The sequence below is a fragment of the Streptomyces tendae genome (genome assembly GCF_008632955.1).
GTDB lineage: Bacteria > Actinomycetota > Actinomycetes > Streptomycetales > Streptomycetaceae > Streptomyces.
Map to the genome: position 1 here is coordinate 2,321,874 of NZ_CP043959.1, position 17,633 is coordinate 2,339,506.

Consider the following 17,633-nt stretch of genomic DNA (forward strand, 5'->3'; position numbering starts at 1 on the left):
AGGTGCGGAAAACGCGGCCCGTGTCCCCGCCGACCGGGACACGGGCCGCCGCGCGGAGAGGAGCACCACGCGCGCCTGGATGAGCGGCGGAGCACCATGCGCGCGTGGACCTCAGTCCTCGTCCTCCTCGACCCAGCCGAGGCTCTTCTCCACCGCCTTGCGCCAGTTGCCGTACTCGCGGTCCCGCACGGACGCCGCCATGGCCGGTGCCCACTCCGCGTCCTTCTGCCAGTGCGACTTCAGTTCGTCCAGGCCGTTCCACACCCCCGTCGCCAGTCCGGCCGCGTAGGCGGCGCCCAGGCAGGTCGTCTCCGGGACCCGGGGCCTGATCACCGGCACCCCGAGCACGTCCGCCTGGTGCTGCATCAGCAGGTTGTTCTTCGTCATGCCGCCGTCGACCTTGAGGGTGGTGATCCGCACCCCGGAGTCCTGGTACATGGCGTCGACGACCTCACGCGTCTGCCAGCTCGTCGCCTCCAGCACCGCGCGCGCGAGGTGGGCCTTGGTGACGTAACGGGTCAGACCCGTGACGACACCGCGCGCGTCGGAACGCCAGTACGGCGCGAACAGACCGGAGAAGGCGGGCACGACGTAGGCGCCGCCGTTGTCCTCCACGCTCGCCGCCAGCGGTTCGATCTCGTCCGCGGTGCGGATGATCCCGAGCTGGTCACGGAACCACTGCACCAGCGCCCCGGTGATGGCGATCGATCCTTCCAGGCAGTAGACGGGGGCCTCCCCGCCGATCTTGTAGCCCATCGTGGTGAGCAGCCCGTTCTTCGACGGCACGGGCCGGCTGCCGGTGTTGAGAAGCAGGAAACTCCCGGTGCCGTAGGTGTTCTTGGCGGTGCCGACGTCGTAGCAGGCCTGCCCGAAGACCGCGGCCTGCTGGTCGCCCAGCGCGGAGGCCACGGGCACCCCGGCCAGCTGGCCGACGGCGGTGCCGTAGACCTCCGCCGACGACCTGATCTCCGGGAGCACGGCCTCCGGCACGTTCATCGCGGTCAGGATGGACGAGTCCCACTGGAGGGTCTCCAGGTTCATCAGCATGGTGCGCCCGGCGTTGGTGACGTCGGTGACGTGCCGTCCGCCGTCGGTGCCGCCGGTGAGGTTCCAGATCAGCCAGGAGTCGATGGTGCCGAACGCGATCTCGCCGTTGTCCGCGCGGGCCCGCAGCCCCGGCACGTTGTCCAGCAGCCAGGCCGCCTTGGGCCCGGAGAAGTAGCTGGCGAGCGGCAGCCCGGTCTGCTCGCGGAACCGGTCCTGCCCGTCCGGGCCGCCCAGTCGGGCGCAGAGCCCGGCGGTCCTGGTGTCCTGCCACACGATGGCGTTGTGCACGGGCTTGCCCGTGGCGCGGTCCCACAGGACCGTCGTCTCACGCTGGTTGGTGATGCCGAGGGCGCTGAGCTGGTCCGCGCGCAGGCCCGCCTTGGCGAGCGCGCCGGCCACCACGGCCTGCACCTTTGACCAGATCTCCGTGGCGTCGTGCTCCACCCAGCCGGGCTTCGGGAAGATCTGGCGGTGCTCGCGCTGGTCGACGGCGACGATCGTGCCGTGCTGGTTGAAGACGATGCACCGGCTGGAGGTGGTGCCCTGGTCGATCGCGGCGACGAACTTGTCCGTCATGACGTCCCCTTCGTCGGTTCTGCGGAGTCAGAAGGCTGCGTTGAACACGAGACCGGACAGCGCCCCGCCGATGAGCGGCCCCACCACGGGAACCCACGCGTACCCCCAGTCCGAGGTGCCCTTGCGGGGGATCGGGAGCAGCGCGTGCACGATGCGCGGGCCGAGGTCACGGGCCGGGTTGATGGCGTATCCGGTGGGGCCGCCGAGCGACAGGCCGATGCCCACGACCAGGAACGAGACGATGAGGATCGAGGTGCCCGACTCGCCGAGCCCCTTGGTGAGGCCGAACGCCAGGATCGGCAGCACCAGCCCCATGGTCGCGATGATCTCGGTGACGAGGTTGGCGACCGGGCGGCGGATCGCCGGGGTGGTGGAGAAGACACCGAGCGTCGGCTGGGAGATGTCCTCCTCGGCGTTCGCCTCGAACTGCGCGTAGTAGACCAGCCAGCACAGCACGGCGCCGAGCATGGCGCCGGCCATCTGCCCGGCCACGTAGACGGGGACCTTGTCCCACTCGCCGGTGTCGACGGCGATCCCGAGGGTGACCGCCGGATTGAGGTGGCCCCCCGACAGCGGGGCCGCGGTGTACGCCCCGGCCATCACGCCGAAGCCCCAGCCCAGCGCGATGACCACCCAGCCGGCGTCCTTCGCCTTCGAGTAGTTGAGGACGACGGCGGCGACCACGCCGGCGCCGAAGAGGATGAGGATGGCGGTGCCGATGACCTCGCCGACGAATATGTCTGCGTTGCTCATGGCGGCTCCTGGGCCGGGGCCCGGGACGGTCGGCCCCGGACCTCACGTGCAGGGTGCGTTTCCCGTGGCGACTTCGGCCGAAGGCAGGGAGGATCCGCGCCCCGCCCGGTGTCCGTGACGAGCGTGCCGTGGCAGCCGCATCGCCCGTGGGGGAGTCCTGGCGTCGGTGGGGACGCCTGCCGTGGCGCGCCGAAATGCGCCGAGATGTACGGCGATGTCGACTGACACCGGAAGTGTTCACCGGCGCTCAGAAGGCGTCAAGGTCGGTGACAGAACGGGTCGGGGCGCCTGCTTCCGCACGGCGGCCCCCGTCTGATAGATGCAGGGGACATGACACGTACTCCGCGCGCGGTACGCGCCCTGGTCACCGCCCTCGCCGCCCTGCTCACCGCGACCGCGGCGGCCGCCCCCGCCCGGGCGACGCCCGAACCCGAGGCGCCCCGCGACTTCGTGGCCCTGCACCGCGTCGACCCGACGATCCTGCACGAGATCCGCTACGTCACCCCGCACAACTTCGTCGGCGAGCCCGTCGACGGCTACCGGCAGCCCCTGTGCATCCTCACCCGTCCCGCCGCCGAGGCCCTGCGCACCGCCCAGCGACGGCTGCTGCCGCAGGGCTACTCCCTCAAGGTGTACGACTGCTACCGGCCCCAGCGCGCCGTGGACCACTTCGTGCGCTGGGCCGAGGACCTCGACGACCAGACCATGAAGGCCGAGTTCTACCCGAACGTCGACAAGACCCGCCTGTTCGCCGACGGGTACATCGCGGAGAAGTCCGGCCACAGCCGCGGTTCGACGGTCGACCTCACCCTCGTGAAGCTCCCGGCCCGCCCCACCCGGCCGTACCACCCCGGCGAGCCGCTCACCCCCTGCTTCGCGCCCAGGGACCAGCGGTTCCCCGACAACTCCGTGGACATGGGCACCGGTTACGACTGCTTCGACACCCTCAGCCACACCCTCGACCCGCGCGTCACGGGCGTCCAGCGCGCCAACCGGATGCTGCTCAGGACCACCCTGGAGGACCTCGGCTTCGTGAACCTCGCCGAGGAGTGGTGGCACTACACCTTCAAGCCCGAGGCGTATCCCGACACCTACTTCGACTTCCCGGTGTCCCACCGGTCCGTCGCCGGCCACCGCTGAACCGCCCTCCCGGAGACGCCCCTTCCGCCATCGGATACAGTCCCGCGCGTGTCCGATAATCATGTTCCCAACTCGGCGGCGGATTCCCACTGTTCGGCCTGCGGCACGCCCTACGGACAGGACGTCTCCGGCTGGCCGCGCACCTGCCCCGCCTGCGGCACCGTGGCCTACCGCAACCCGCTCCCCGTCGCCGTCGCCCTCCAGCCGGTGTACGACGCCCAGGGAACCTCCCTGGTCGTCGTCACCCGGGCGATCCCGCCCGCGAACGGCGGAACGGCCCTGCCCGGCGGCTACATCGACCACGGCGAGGACTGGCGCCATGCCGTCGTCCGCGAACTCAAGGAGGAGACCGGCATCGACGCGGCGAGCCGCGACGTACGTCTGGCCGACGCCATGAGTGCCCCCGACGGCCACCTGCTGCTGTTCGGACTGCTGCCCGAACGCCCGGCGGACGGCCTGCCCGCCTCCACGCCCACCGACGAGACCACGGGCACGCACCTGCTGCGCCGCCCTGAGGAACTCGCCTTCCCGCTGCACACCCTCGCGGTACGCGCCTTCTTCGAGGGCCGCTACATCTGACCCACGGGCCGGCCGAGCCCGCGGACCCGCACCGGCCAGGACGGCTCACGAACGCCGTCCTCGGCCTCCCGCCGCACCACGACCCGCGGGCCCGACCAGGTCACCGAGTACCGCTCGATCTCCGGCTCCGCCCCGCCGTCGCCGGTGTCCGGCACCACCAGCCCGCCCCCGCTCCGGCCCGGGGCGGGCGCCCACACCTCCAGCTCCGTCCCGCCGTCCTCACCGCGCACCGCGATCACCGCACCCGCACGCGCGAACACCGGTATCCGCCCCGGCGGGGCGTCGGCCGACACCCTCGCCGGTCCCTCGTACACCCGCTCCGTCGCCGTGTCGTACCACCGCCCGCGCGGCAGCCGCACGGCCCGCCGGTCCGCGCCCGGCTCCAGCACCGGCGCCACCAGCAGCGCGTCACCCAGCAGGAAGGCGTCCTCGCAGTCCCGCAACGCCCGCTCCTCCGGCGCCGCCCACCACACCGGCCGTACGACGGGCGTCCCCGTGCGCCCCGCCAGATGCGCCAGCGTCATGAAGTACGGCAGCAGACGCCGCCGTTCGAGCAGCGCCACCCGCGCGTGCTCCAGCACCTCGGCGCCGCACTCCCACGGCCCGCCCTCCGCCGGCGCACCGGCCTGCGTGCGCAGCAACGGCAGATAGGCGCCCAACTGGAGCCGCCGTACGTACAGTTCCGGCAAGCGCTCGTTGCCGGAGCGGGCGACGTCCACCCCCGAGAAGGGCACCCCGCACAGTCCCAGCCCGAGCACCGTCGCCAGCGACGCCCGCAGCCCGGGCCACCCCGCCGCTCCTTCGCCCGACCAGATCCCGCCGTAGCGCTGCTGTCCCGCCCACCCGGACCGGGACAGCACGAACGGCCGCTCTCCGGACGCCCCGTCGCCCCGCAACCCCTCGTACGCCGCCCGGGCCAGACACAGCCCGTACACGTTGTGCGCCTCGCGCCCGACCGCGGCGGGGGAGTCGAGCGTGTGCCACACCCCCGCGAAGTCCCGCGCCGTCCGCTCCGCGTACCAGCCGCCCCACCAGGTCCGCACGCGCGCGTCCGCGAGGTCCGGGAACACCGCCTCACCACGCCGGTCCACCGCGTGCACGACCTCCCCGGACCCGTCCCGCACGAAGGCGTCCCGGCGCGTCCCCTCCTCGTACACACCGCCGCCGGGCAGCGCCGCGACGGCCGGGGCCACGACGGACACCAACCGGATCCCCTCCCGCCGCAGCTCGTCCGCGAGGACCGGCAGCTTCGGCAACCGCTCCTGGTCGACCGTGAACACCCGGCGGGCGTCGAGATGGCCGGCCCCCAGGTGCACGGCGTCCAGCGGCAGCCCGTGCTCCCGGTGGTCCGTGACCGCCCGCCGCACCTCGTCCTCACCACCCGAGCCCTCCTGCACCTGGTGATGCCCGAACGCCCACGCCGGAGGCAGCGCCGGCGCCCCGGTCAGCGACGCCCACGCCAGCAGGACCCGCGCCGGCGTACCGACCATCACCCATCCGCGCGCCGGACCGCCCTCCATCCGCAGCTCGCTGGTCCCCGCACGGTCGTGCCCGGAACCGGCGCCCTCCTCACCCTCCCGCAGCGTCACCGTGCCGTCCCACGGGTTGTCGTGGAACACCAGATGCGTGCCCGCGTCGGCCACCACCAGCTGCACCGGCATGGTCACCGGCGACGCGCCGGTCACTTCCCCGGGTACGGCGTTCCACAGGCGATGGACCCCGTCCCGCAGCCGGGGCCCGGTCGCCCGCCCCCCGAGGCCGAAGAAGCGGGCGTCCGCCGGCACCTCCGAACGCTGCATCCAGCGCACCGCGCCCCCGTCCGCCGGCTCCCACCAACGCGGCGGAAGATCACGCCGCAGGGTCACACCGCCGGGCGTGAGCACCTCCACCGTGCCGTGCCGCGACACCGCGACCGTCACGCGCTCGGCCACCACCCGCCAGCCGCCCTCGGTGTCCGGCTCCAGTTCCGCCCGCGGATCCGGCTCGGGACAGGGACCGGCCAGCGCGTACGACGGCTCCGGACCCGCCCCGTCCCAGCCCCAGAACACCGCACCGTTCACCGCGACGAGGACCCGCAGCTCCGACCGGCCGAACCTGATCACACCCCCGCCCGGCCCCGGCTCCACCTCCCGCACGGTCCCCGGCACCCGCGCCCGCACCGGCCCCCGCGAGGCCGGCCCGGTGGCGTCGGCCCTCCGGCTGCGCCACGCTGCTCGTACCGCACGCAACCCCGTTGCCACCCCCGCCACACCGACCGGAAACCACGAACGCACCAGGTCACGACCGTTCATGTTGCTCACCCTGCCATCGACCGAGCCCCGCAAGCGTGGCGTTCAACTCCCGTTCACCCGTGATCGGACCACATCCTCACGACAGGGACTATGTGGGGGGCACCCTGGTGCAGAAGTCGATCACGTGGCATCGTCCCTGTCAGCCGCGTCACGCGCACACCCCAGCCCGTGCGCGGAGGACGCACACGACGCGCACAGTCCGGGAGCCGCCCCATGACGACCGTGAACCCCCAGCCGCTCTGGCAGCCGACACCGGAGCGCATCGACCGGGCACGCATCACCCGGTTCCAGGCATGGGCCGCCGAGCACCACGGCGCCCCCGCCGACGGCGGGTACGCGGCGCTCCACCAGTGGTCCGTGGAGGAGCTGGAGACCTTCTGGAAAGCGGTCACGGAGTGGTTCGACGTCCGCTTCTCCACGCCCTACGAGCGCGTCCTCGGCGATCGCTCCATGCCCGGTGCCCAGTGGTTCCCCGGAGCGACCCTCAACTACGCCGAACACGCCCTGCGCGCGGCAGAGTCCCGCGCCGACGAGCCGGCGCTGCTCCACGTGGACGAGACCCACGAACCCCGCCCCGTGACCTGGGCCGAACTGCGCCGCCAGGCCGGCTCGCTCGCCGCCGAACTGCGCGCCCTCGGCGTGCGTCCCGGCGACCGCGTCAGCGGCTACCTCCCGAACATCCCACAGGCTGTCGTCGCCTTCCTGGCCACCGCGGCCGTCGGCGGCGTGTGGACCTCCTGCGCCCCCGACTTCGGCGCGCGCAGCGTCCTCGACCGCTTCCAGCAGGTCGAACCCGTCGTCCTGTTCACCGTGGACGGCTACCGCTACGGCGGCAAGGAGCACGACCGCCGCGACATCGTCGCCGAACTCCGCCGCGAACTGCCGACCGTGCGCGCCGTCGTGCACATCCCGCTGCTCGGCACCGAGGCCCCCGACGGCGCCCTGGAGTGGTCGGCCCTCACCGCCGCCGACACCGAGCCGGTCTTCGAGCAGGTGCCGTTCGACCACCCGCTGTGGGTGCTCTACTCCTCCGGCACCACCGGCCTGCCCAAGGCCATCGTCCAGTCCCAGGGCGGCATCCTCGTCGAGCACCTCAAGCAGCTCGGCCTGCACTGCGACCTCGGCCCCGAGGACCGCTTCTTCTGGTACACCTCGACCGGCTGGATGATGTGGAACTTCCTCGTCTCCGGCCTCCTCACCGGCACCACGATCGTCCTCTACGACGGCAGCCCCGGGTACCCCGACACCGGCGCCCAGTGGCGCATCGCCGAACGCACCGGCGCCACCCTCTACGGCACCTCCGCCGCGTACGTCATGGCCTGCCGCAAGGCCGGCGTCCACCCCTCACGCGACTACGACCTGTCCACGGTGAAGTGCGTGGCCACCACCGGCTCCCCGCTGCCACCCGACGGCTTCCGCTGGCTGCACGAAGAGGTCCGCCACGACCTGTGGATCGCCTCCGTCAGCGGCGGCACCGACGTCTGCTCCTGCTTCGCCGGAGCCGTCCCCACCCTCCCCGTCCACGTCGGCGAGCTCCAGGCCCCCTGCCTGGGCACTGACCTGCAGTCCTGGGACCCCAGCGGCAACCCCCTCACCGACGAGGTCGGCGAACTCGTGGTCACCAACCCCATGCCGTCCATGCCCATCCACTTCTGGAACGACCCCGACGGCAGCCGCTACCACGACAGCTACTTCGACACCTACCCCGGCGTCTGGCGCCACGGCGACTGGATCACCCTCACCTCCCGGGGCTCCGTCGTCATCCACGGCCGCTCCGACTCCACCCTCAACCGCCAGGGCGTCCGCATGGGGTCCGCCGACATCTACGAGGCGGTGGAACGCCTCCCCGAGATCAAGGAGTCCCTCGTCGTCGGCATCGAACAGCCCGACGGCGGCTACTGGATGCCGCTCTTCGTCCACCTCGCGCCCGGCGCCACCCTGGACGACGACCTGCTCACACGCATCAAGCAGACCATCCGCACCCAGCTCTCACCGCGGCACGTCCCCGACGAGATCATCGAGGTGCCCGGCATCCCGCACACCCTCACCGGCAAGCGCATCGAGGTCCCGGTCAAGCGCCTCCTCCAGGGCACCCCGCTCGAGAAGGCCGTCAACCCCGGCTCCATCGACGACCTCGACCTGCTCGCCCACTATCAGAAGCTGTCCCGCACCCGCCCCTGAGCCCTCGCCGGACCGGACCCGCCGTCGTCTCCCCCCGCCCGTTGTCAGTGCCGCCGATTACTGTCAGTGAGCATTGATCGACCGTGCAGAGGGGGAGACATGGCGTACACCGACCACCGGACCCTGCGACGCGTCCTGCGCCGCGAAATCGCCGGCACCATCGGCCTGCTGACCGACGAACACGACTTCCGCGCCATGCGGCGCTACGACACCTTCGTCTTCGACGACCACGCGACCTACCTGAAACACGTGGAGGCGGTCCTGCGGACCCGCGCCCTCCAGGGCAGCCACACCACCGTGGCCCTCTTCGACCCCGAGGAGTACGCCGAGTACTGCGCCCAGCGCGGCCTCGACCCCGACAGCCACCTCAGCCGCACCCGCTTCACCGCCGAGCGCGCCGCCACCGGACCCGCCGTCCCCTACGACGGCCGGCCGCTGACCGACCTCATGACCACCCTCGTCGACGAAGCCGTCCGCAGCGCCACCTGGGAGTACGCCACCACCCTCCTCGCCCGCCTCGGCCCCTGCGCCTCCTGCGGCGAGGACCTCGGACACGCGGCCTTCGCCCGCGCCTCCCACCTCGTGTCCCGCATCCTCGACACCGGCCCGCCCGGCGACCGACACCTCGTCTGCAGCGTCTCCGGCCCACCCGAATCCCTCGTCGCCGTACTGCACGCCGACGACACCGACGACGGCGTACGCATCGACGAGACCGAGGCCCTGGAGTTCACCACCGTCCTCGCCGTCGGCCTCGCCACCGCCAGTCCCGGCGGCCTCGTGATGCGCACCAGCACACCGGGCGCTCCCGACCGCATCCACGGCTGGCGCCTGCGCTCCCACGGCCTCGTCCCGCTCACCGCGGGAGAGGTCTTCGACGCCTACTGCACCGACGCCGAGACGGGCGAGATCATCCCGCCCGAGTCCAACGTCGACTACTGCGCGTCACCGGACCTCACCGATGACGACACCGGCCCGCACCACCGGCACTGAGCGCACAGCACGAGGGGCGCTCCACGTCAGTGGAGCGCCCCAGGGCACAGCGACCGGCGGACGCTACTCGCCCGACAGCACCGCCTGCGCCGCGTTCCGCGCCTCCTCGGCGCTGTCCGCGGCCCGGGCTGCCGCGGCGGCCCGCTCGCACTGCGCCAGCGTGAACTTCGCCAGCGACGCGCGCACGTAAGGAATGGACGCCGCACCCATAGAGAGCGAGGTGACACCCAAGCCTGTCAGCACACAGGCCAGCAGCGGATCCGACGCGGCCTCACCGCACACACCGCAGCTCTTGCCCTCGGCCCGCGCCGCCTCGGCGGACAGCGCCACCAGGTCGAGCAGCGCCGGCTGCCACGGGTCCTGCAGCCGGGACACGGCACCCACCTGACGGTCCGCGGCGAACGTGTACTGCGCCAGGTCGTTCGTGCCCAGCGACAGGAACTCCACCTCCTGCAGCACCGAGCGGGCCCGCAGCGCCGCCGAGGGAATCTCGACCATCGCGCCGAACTTCGCCCGCAGCCCGGCCTCCCGGCACGCGTCCGCGAACGCCTTGGCGTCGGCCCGGTCCGCCACCATCGGGGCCATCACGTCGAGGTGGACGGGAAGCCCCTCCGCGGCCTTGGCCAGCGCCGTCAGCTGGGTGCGCAGCACCTCGGGGTGGTCGAGCAGGGACCGCAGACCGCGCACGCCCAGCGCCGGGTTCGGCTCGTCGGCCGGGGTGAGGAAGTCCAGCGGCTTGTCCGCTCCCGCGTCGAGTACCCGCACCACGACCCGGCCCTCGGGGAAGGCTTCGAGCACCTGCCGGTACGCCTCGACCTGCTTCTCCTCGGAAGGAGCGTTCTTGCTGTCGTCCAGGAACAGGAACTCGGTACGGAACAGACCCACGCCCTCGGCGCCCGCCTCCACCGCGGCCGGGACGTCCGCCGGCCCGCCGATGTTGGCCAGCAGCGGCACCTTGTGCCCGTCGGCCGTCGCACCCGGGCCGGTCGACGCGGCCAGCGCCGCCTTACGCTCGGCGGCCGCGGCCTCCAGCGAGGCCCTGCGCTCGTCGGTGGGGTCCACGAAGATCTCACCCGTGCTGCCGTCGACCGCTATGAGCGTGCCCTCGGCGATCTCACCGGCCCCGGGAAGGGCGACGACCGCCGGCACACCCAGCGCGCGCGCCAGGATCGCGCTGTGACTGGTGGGCCCGCCCTCCTCGGTGACGAAGCCCAGCACCAGCGTGGGGTCCAGCAGCGCCGTGTCCGCCGGCGCCAGGTCACGGGCGACGAGGACGTACGGCTCGTCGCTGTCCGGCACACCCGGCATGGGGACGCCGAGCAGCCGCGCCACGATGCGGTTGCGCACGTCGTCGAGGTCGGCCACCCGGCCCGCGAGGTACTCACCCGCGTTCGCCAGCAGCTCCCGGTACGAGGCGAACGCGTCGTAGACGCCACGCTCGGCGGAACTGCCGACGGCGATGCGCCGCTCCACGTCGGCGATCAGCTCGGGGTCCTGCGCCATCAGGGCCTGCGCCTCGAGCACCGCCTGCGCCTCGCCCCCGGCGAGATTGCCGCGCGCCGTCAGATCGGCCGCGACCGCTTCCACCGCCTGCCGGGCGCGCTGCTGTTCACGCTCCGCCTCTTCCGCCGGGATCTGCTTGGCCGGCGGTTCCAGCACCGCCGTGCCCATGTGCCGAACCTCGCCGATCGCCACACCGTGGCTCACGCCGACGCCTCGCAGCGTTGTCTCCATCTCACCCGTCTCCGATAAAGCGGCGGGTCCCGCCGCAGCGTTCGTTGTCCTTGTGCCGTCGCGGGACGGCGCCACGTCACTGCCAGGAGAAGAGCGCGTCGCCCATCTTCACGTCCCCGTCTTCACGAAGTTCGGAGAGGGCGTCCGCGGTGGCCTCCAGGGCCACGACCGGGCACACCGGGGACTTGCCGGCGGCCTCGACGGCGGCCGGGTCCCAGCGCACGATGCCCTGGCCGCGCGTCACGGTGTCGCCCTTGTTGACGAGCAGTTCAAAACCCTCGCCGTTGAGCTGAACGGTGTCGATGCCGAGGTGGGTGAGTACACCGTGGCCGTTCTCGTCGACGACGACGAACGCGTGCGGGTGAAGAGAGACGATCACGCCGTCGACGGGGGAGACGGCCTCGGAAGGCTCCCGCACGGGGTCGATCGCGGTGCCGGGGCCGACCATGGCGCCGGAGAAGACCGGGTCGGGCACGGCCGCCAGGCCGATGGCCCGGCCTGCGAGCGGGGACGTCACGGTGGTCATGGGAAGCCTCCCAAGAAGTGGAGATCTGTACGAGCGCCGTCACTGGCTGCCTCCGGCGTGCTGTTCAGCAGGGTATGTCATGTGACGTACCGGTTCCGGGGGACAGGTCCAGGTCTGTGGTCCAGACAAGAGGTCTAGACCACCCACCCTAATCGATTTGCACGGCGCCTGCGACCCCGTGTACAGTTTTAAACCTGCCTGGGGCTGAGGGATGCGCACACGCCTCCTGGACGCCGGGCAGCAATCCAACTCGTCAGATCCTCTCCTTGGATCGCCTTCTGCATGCCTGCAGGACGGTGGTCAGAGGGCCGGAAAAACCCTGATACAGTCTGGAAACACCGAAGGGAAGCGCCTGGAGGAAAGCCCGAGAGGGTGAGTACAAAGGAAGCGTCCGTTCCTTGAGAACTCAACAGCGTGCCAAAAGTCAACGCCAGATATGTTGATACCCCGTCCATCCGGTTTCGGATGGTCGAGGTTCCTTTGAAGAAAAACACAGCGAGGACGCTGTGAACGTCGGGACTATTCCTCCCGATGTTCCGCTCTCGTGATGTGTGCACCCGATTACGGGTAAACATTCACGGAGAGTTTGATCCTGGCTCAGGACGAACGCTGGCGGCGTGCTTAACACATGCAAGTCGAACGATGAACCACTTCGGTGGGGATTAGTGGCGAACGGGTGAGTAACACGTGGGCAATCTGCCCTGCACTCTGGGACAAGCCCTGGAAACGGGGTCTAATACCGGATACTGACCCTCGCAGGCATCTGCGAGGTTCGAAAGCTCCGGCGGTGCAGGATGAGCCCGCGGCCTATCAGCTTGTTGGTGAGGTAATGGCTCACCAAGGCGACGACGGGTAGCCGGCCTGAGAGGGCGACCGGCCACACTGGGACTGAGACACGGCCCAGACTCCTACGGGAGGCAGCAGTGGGGAATATTGCACAATGGGCGAAAGCCTGATGCAGCGACGCCGCGTGAGGGATGACGGCCTTCGGGTTGTAAACCTCTTTCAGCAGGGAAGAAGCGAAAGTGACGGTACCTGCAGAAGAAGCGCCGGCTAACTACGTGCCAGCAGCCGCGGTAATACGTAGGGCGCGAGCGTTGTCCGGAATTATTGGGCGTAAAGAGCTCGTAGGCGGCTTGTCACGTCGGTTGTGAAAGCCCGGGGCTTAACCCCGGGTCTGCAGTCGATACGGGCAGGCTAGAGTTCGGTAGGGAGATCGGAATTCCTGGTGTAGCGGTGAAATGCGCAGATATCAGGAGGAACACCGGTGGCGAAGGCGGATCTCTGGGCCGATACTGACGCTGAGGAGCGAAAGCGTGGGGAGCGAACAGGATTAGATACCCTGGTAGTCCACGCCGTAAACGGTGGGCACTAGGTGTGGGCGACATTCCACGTCGTCCGTGCCGCAGCTAACGCATTAAGTGCCCCGCCTGGGAGTACGGCCGCAAGGCTAAAACTCAAAGGAATTGACGGGGGCCCGCACAAGCGGCGGAGCATGTGGCTTAATTCGACGCAACGCGAAGAACCTTACCAAGGCTTGACATACACCGGAAAGCATTAGAGATAGTGCCCCCTTGTGGTCGGTGTACAGGTGGTGCATGGCTGTCGTCAGCTCGTGTCGTGAGATGTTGGGTTAAGTCCCGCAACGAGCGCAACCCTTGTCCCGTGTTGCCAGCAGGCCCTTGTGGTGCTGGGGACTCACGGGAGACCGCCGGGGTCAACTCGGAGGAAGGTGGGGACGACGTCAAGTCATCATGCCCCTTATGTCTTGGGCTGCACACGTGCTACAATGGCCGGTACAATGAGCTGCGATACCGTGAGGTGGAGCGAATCTCAAAAAGCCGGTCTCAGTTCGGATTGGGGTCTGCAACTCGACCCCATGAAGTCGGAGTCGCTAGTAATCGCAGATCAGCATTGCTGCGGTGAATACGTTCCCGGGCCTTGTACACACCGCCCGTCACGTCACGAAAGTCGGTAACACCCGAAGCCGGTGGCCCAACCCCTTGTGGGAGGGAGCTGTCGAAGGTGGGACTGGCGATTGGGACGAAGTCGTAACAAGGTAGCCGTACCGGAAGGTGCGGCTGGATCACCTCCTTTCTAAGGAGCACTTCTAGGCTGCCTCGGCAGTCCAGAGGCCAGTTCATCAGCGAACGTCTGATGCTGGTTGCTCATGGGTGGAACGTTGACTACTCGGCATCATCAGCCAACTCGGGCTGCCAGACTGCTCTTCGGAGCGTGGAACGCAGGCCACGAGTGGCGAGGGTGTCGGGCACGCTGTTGGGTGTCTGAGGGTACGGCCGTGTGGTCGCCTTCAGTGCCGGCCCCAGTGCACTCGAGCTTCTGCTCGGGGTGATGGGTGGTTGGTCGTTGTTTGAGAACTGCACAGTGGACGCGAGCATCTGTGGCCAAGTTTTTAAGGGCGCACGGTGGATGCCTTGGCACCAGGAACCGATGAAGGACGTGGGAGGCCACGATAGGCCCCGGGGAGTCGTCAACCAGGCTTTGATCCGGGGTGTCCGAATGGGGAAACCCGGCAGTCGTCATGGGCTGTCACCCTTGCCTGAACACATAGGGCAAGTGGAGGGAACGCGGGGAAGTGAAACATCTCAGTACCCGCAGGAAGAGAAAACAACCGTGATTCCGGGAGTAGTGGCGAGCGAAACCGGATGAGGCCAAACCGTATGCGTGTGAGACCCGGCAGGGGTTGCGCATTCGGGTTGTGGGATCTCTCTTGATCAGTCTGCCGGCTGATCGACGAGTCAGAAACCGTTGATGTAGGCGAAGGACATGCGAAAGGTCCGGCGTAGAGGGTAAGACCCCCGTAGTCGAAACATCAGCGGCTCGTTTGAGAGACACCCAAGTAGCACGGGGCCCGAGAAATCCCGTGTGAATCTGGCGGGACCACCCGCTAAGCCTAAATATTCCCTGGTGACCGATAGCGGATAGTACCGTGAGGGAATGGTGAAAAGTACCGCGGGAGCGGAGTGAAATAGTACCTGAAACCGTGTGCCTACAAGCCGTGGGAGCGTCGGACATCAAGCTTGCTTGTGTCTCGTGACTGCGTGCCTTTTGAAGAATGAGCCTGCGAGTTTGCGGTGTGTTGCGAGGTTAACCCGGGTGGGGAAGCCGTAGCGAAAGCGAGTCCGAACAGGGCGTTTCAGTAGCACGCTCAAGACCCGAAGCGGAGTGATCTAGCCATGGGCAGGTTGAAGCGGAGGTAAGACTTCGTGGAGGACCGAACCCACCAGGGTTGAAAACCTGGGGGATGACCTGTGGTTAGGGGTGAAAGGCCAATCAAACTCCGTGATAGCTGGTTCTCCCCGAAATGCATTTAGGTGCAGCGTCGTGTGTTTCTTGCCGGAGGTAGAGCACTGGATAGGCGATGGGCCCTACCGGGTTACTGACCTTAGCCAAACTCCGAATGCCGGTAAGTGAGAGCGCGGCAGTGAGACTGTGGGGGATAAGCTCCATGGTCGAGAGGGAAACAGCCCAGAGCATCGACTAAGGCCCCTAAGCGTACGCTAAGTGGGAAAGGATGTGGAGTCGCACAGACAACCAGGAGGTTGGCTTAGAAGCAGCCACCCTTGAAAGAGTGCGTAATAGCTCACTGGTCTAGTGATTCCGCGCCGACAATGTAGCGGGGCTCAAGCGTACCGCCGAAGTCGTGTCATTGCAGCATATAGCCCCAACGGGTGTTGTGATGGGTAGGGGAGCGTCGTCTGCCGGGTGAAGCAGCACCGGAAGGTAGTTGTGGACGGTTGACGAGTGAGAATGCAGGCATGAGTAGCGATTCACACGTGAGAAACGTGTGCGCCGATTGACTAAGGGTTCCTGGGTCAAGCTGATCTGCCCAGGGTAAGTCGGGACCTAAGGCGAGGCCGACAGGCGTAGTCGATGGATAACCGGTTGATATTCCGGTACCCGCTGTGAAGCGTCAAACATCGAATCCAGTGATGCTAAGCCCGTGAAGCCGCCGGCTGAGTCTTCGGACGAGGTCGGAGTGGTGGAGCCGGTGACCCGAGCTGGTAGTAGGTGAGTGATGGGGTGACGCAGGAAGGTAGTCCATCCCGGGCGGTGGTTGTCCCGGGGTAAGGGTGTAGGACGTCAGGTAGGCAAATCCGCCTGGCATGTGTCTGAGACCTGATGCCGAGCCGATTGTGGTGAAGTGGATGATCCTATGCTGTCGAGAAAAGCCTCTAGCGAGTTTCATGGCGGCCCGTACCCTAAACCGACTCAGGTGGTCAGGTAGAGAATACCGAGGCGTTCGGGTGAACTATGGTTAAGGAACTCGGCAAAATGCCCCCGTAACTTCGGGAGAAGGGGGGCCATCACTGGTGAGAGGACGTGCTCCTCGAGCTGGGGGTGGCCGCAGAGACCAGCGAGAAGCGACTGTTTACTAAAAACACAGGTCCGTGCGAAGCCGTAAGGCGATGTATACGGACTGACGCCTGCCCGGTGCTGGAACGTTAAGGGGACCGGTTAGCTCCATTTCGGTGGGGCGAAGCTGAGAACTTAAGCGCCAGTAAACGGCGGTGGTAACTATAACCATCCTAAGGTAGCGAAATTCCTTGTCGGGTAAGTTCCGACCTGCACGAATGGCGTAACGACTTCTCGACTGTCTCAACCATAGGCCCGGTGAAATTGCACTACGAGTAAAGATGCTCGTTTCGCGCAGCAGGACGGAAAGACCCCGGGACCTTTACTACAGTTTGATATTGGTGTTCGGTTCGGCTTGTGTAGGATAGCTGGGAGACTGTGAACTCTGGACGCCAGTTCAGGGGGAGTCGTCGTTGAAATACCAGTCTGGTCGTGCTGGATGTCTAACCTGGGTCCGTGATCCGGATCAGGGACAGTGTCTGATGGGTAGTTTAACTGGGGCGGTTGCCTCCTAAAGAGTAACGGAGGCGCCCAAAGGTTCCCTCAGCCTGGTTGGCAATCAGGTGTTGAGTGTAAGTGCACAAGGGAGCTTGACTGTGAGACCGACGGGTCGAGCAGGGACGAAAGTCGGGACTAGTGATCCGGCGGTGGCTTGTGGAAGCGCCGTCGCTCAACGGATAAAAGGTACCCCGGGATAACAGGCTGATCTTCCCCAAGAGTCCATATCGACGGATGGTTTGGCACCTCGATGTCGGCTCGTCGCATCCTGGGGCTGGAGTCGGTCCCAAGGGTTGGGCTGTTCGCCCATTAAAGCGGTACGCGAGCTGGGTTTAGAACGTCGTGAGACAGTTCGGTCCCTATCCGCTGTGCGCGTAGGAGTCTTGAGAAGGGCTGTCCCTAGTACGAGAGGACCGGGACGGACGAACCTCTGGTGTGCCAGTTGTTCTGCCAAGGGCATGGCTGGTTGGCTACGTTCGGGAGGGATAACCGCTGAAAGCATCTAAGCGGGAAGCCTGCTTCGAGATGAGGACTCCCACCTCCTAGAGAGGGTAAGGCTCCCAGTAGACGACTGGGTTGATAGGCCGGATATGGAAGCACGGTAACGTGTGGAGTTGACCGGTACTAATAGGCCGAGGGCTTGTCCTCAGTTGCTCGCGTCCACTGTGTTGGTTCTGAAACCACGAACAACCCCATGTGCCACACATGGTGCGGTTGTCAGTTTCATAGTGTTTCGGTGGTCATAGCGTAGGGGAAACGCCCGGTTACATTCCGAACCCGGAAGCTAAGCCTTACAGCGCCGATGGTACTGCAGGGGGGACCCTGTGGGAGAGTAGGACGCCGCCGAACTCCTTTTAGAGCTCTGGCTCTTGGGCACGCAGCCCGAGAGCCAGAGCTTTTTTGCGTTGAGGTAAGGTCAGTGAGCATCATCGACACGTTTC

The 17,633-nt window shown here is 67.7% G+C and carries 9 protein-coding genes and 3 rRNA genes; 7 read left to right on the forward strand and 5 right to left on the reverse strand.

The annotated features are described in order from the left end of the window. Positions 1–111: 111 nt before the first annotated feature. Positions 112–1,623 (reverse strand): glycerol kinase GlpK, encoded by a 1,512-nt coding sequence (glpK, locus tag F3L20_RS10860; protein WP_150154060.1) that lies wholly within the window; start codon positions 1,621–1,623, stop codon positions 112–114. A 27-nt stretch (positions 1,624–1,650) separates the two neighbouring features. Continuing rightward, positions 1,651–2,376 carry an MIP/aquaporin family protein gene (locus tag F3L20_RS10865; protein WP_150154061.1) on the reverse strand — a complete coding sequence of 242 codons (726 nt, stop codon included), beginning with the start codon at positions 2,374–2,376 and terminating at the stop codon, positions 1,651–1,653. 330 nt (positions 2,377–2,706) lie between these two features. On the opposite strand from F3L20_RS10865, the gene F3L20_RS10870 reads away from it, so the two are divergent. Together F3L20_RS10870 and F3L20_RS10875 are read left to right on the forward strand one after the other, a co-directional pair. Continuing rightward, positions 2,707–3,516 carry a M15 family metallopeptidase gene (locus F3L20_RS10870; RefSeq protein ID WP_145827828.1) on the forward strand — a complete coding sequence of 270 codons (810 nt, stop codon included), beginning with the start codon at positions 2,707–2,709 and terminating at the stop codon, positions 3,514–3,516. A gap of 48 nt (positions 3,517–3,564) precedes the next feature. Further along, on the forward strand, positions 3,565–4,095 hold the full coding sequence (locus tag F3L20_RS10875) for an NUDIX domain-containing protein (protein WP_150154062.1): 531 nt from the start codon (positions 3,565–3,567) through the stop codon (positions 4,093–4,095). On the opposite strand, the gene F3L20_RS10880 is transcribed toward F3L20_RS10875, so the two are convergent. Next, positions 4,086–6,386: a glycoside hydrolase family 31 protein gene (locus F3L20_RS10880; protein ID WP_150154063.1), complete on the reverse strand. Its 2,301-nt coding sequence runs from the start codon at positions 6,384–6,386 to the stop codon at positions 4,086–4,088. The genes F3L20_RS10875 and F3L20_RS10880 overlap by 10 nt on opposite strands. Positions 6,387–6,599: 213 nt before the next feature. Between F3L20_RS10880 and F3L20_RS10885 the strand changes: the two genes are divergently transcribed. Then, positions 6,600–8,567 (forward strand): acetoacetate--CoA ligase, encoded by a 1,968-nt coding sequence (locus tag F3L20_RS10885; RefSeq protein ID WP_150154064.1) that lies wholly within the window; start codon positions 6,600–6,602, stop codon positions 8,565–8,567. 99 nt (positions 8,568–8,666) lie between these two features. After that, entirely contained in the window at positions 8,667–9,557 is an 891-nt protein-coding gene (locus F3L20_RS10890; RefSeq protein WP_150154065.1) for a hypothetical protein, read from the forward strand. A 63-nt stretch (positions 9,558–9,620) separates the two neighbouring features. Here F3L20_RS10890 and ptsP read toward each other — a convergent pair whose 3' ends face one another. Both ptsP and F3L20_RS10900 read right to left on the reverse strand, forming a co-directional pair. Then, positions 9,621–11,291: a phosphoenolpyruvate--protein phosphotransferase gene (gene ptsP / locus F3L20_RS10895; RefSeq protein WP_150154066.1), complete on the reverse strand. Its 1,671-nt coding sequence runs from the start codon at positions 11,289–11,291 to the stop codon at positions 9,621–9,623. A gap of 76 nt (positions 11,292–11,367) precedes the next feature. After that, positions 11,368–11,817, reverse strand: a complete 450-nt coding sequence (locus F3L20_RS10900) for a PTS sugar transporter subunit IIA (protein WP_150154067.1) — start codon at positions 11,815–11,817, stop codon at positions 11,368–11,370. A gap of 574 nt (positions 11,818–12,391) precedes the next feature. On the opposite strand from F3L20_RS10900, the gene F3L20_RS10910 reads away from it, so the two are divergent. The 3 genes from F3L20_RS10910 to rrf all read left to right on the forward strand — a co-directional run bounded on the left by F3L20_RS10910 (position 12,392) and on the right by rrf (position 17,541). Beyond that, positions 12,392–13,914: ribosomal RNA gene (locus F3L20_RS10910) — 16S ribosomal RNA — on the forward strand. Positions 13,915–14,220: 306 nt separating this feature from the next. Further along, positions 14,221–17,340, forward strand: a 23S ribosomal RNA gene (locus F3L20_RS10915). A gap of 84 nt (positions 17,341–17,424) precedes the next feature. After that, positions 17,425–17,541, forward strand: a 5S ribosomal RNA gene (gene rrf, locus F3L20_RS10920). Together the 16S, 23S and 5S rRNA genes form the textbook arrangement of a ribosomal RNA operon. The last annotated feature ends 92 nt before the right edge of the window (positions 17,542–17,633 follow it).

What these genes read in the sequence shown, in the direction of transcription:
- ptsP (WP_150154066.1), bottom strand. Translation starts at nt 11,291, where the DNA reads ATGGAGACAACGCTGCGAGGCGTCGGCGTGAGCCACGGTGTGGCGATC.
- F3L20_RS10870 (WP_145827828.1), top strand. Translation starts at nt 2,707, where the DNA reads ATGACACGTACTCCGCGCGCGGTACGCGCCCTGGTCACCGCCCTCGCC.
- F3L20_RS10865 (WP_150154061.1), bottom strand. Translation starts at nt 2,376, where the DNA reads ATGAGCAACGCAGACATATTCGTCGGCGAGGTCATCGGCACCGCCATC.
- F3L20_RS10890 (WP_150154065.1), top strand. Translation starts at nt 8,667, where the DNA reads ATGGCGTACACCGACCACCGGACCCTGCGACGCGTCCTGCGCCGCGAA.
- F3L20_RS10880 (WP_150154063.1), bottom strand. Translation starts at nt 6,386, where the DNA reads ATGAACGGTCGTGACCTGGTGCGTTCGTGGTTTCCGGTCGGTGTGGCG.
- glpK (WP_150154060.1), bottom strand. Translation starts at nt 1,623, where the DNA reads ATGACGGACAAGTTCGTCGCCGCGATCGACCAGGGCACCACCTCCAGC.
- F3L20_RS10900 (WP_150154067.1), bottom strand. Translation starts at nt 11,817, where the DNA reads ATGACCACCGTGACGTCCCCGCTCGCAGGCCGGGCCATCGGCCTGGCG.
- F3L20_RS10885 (WP_150154064.1), top strand. Translation starts at nt 6,600, where the DNA reads ATGACGACCGTGAACCCCCAGCCGCTCTGGCAGCCGACACCGGAGCGC.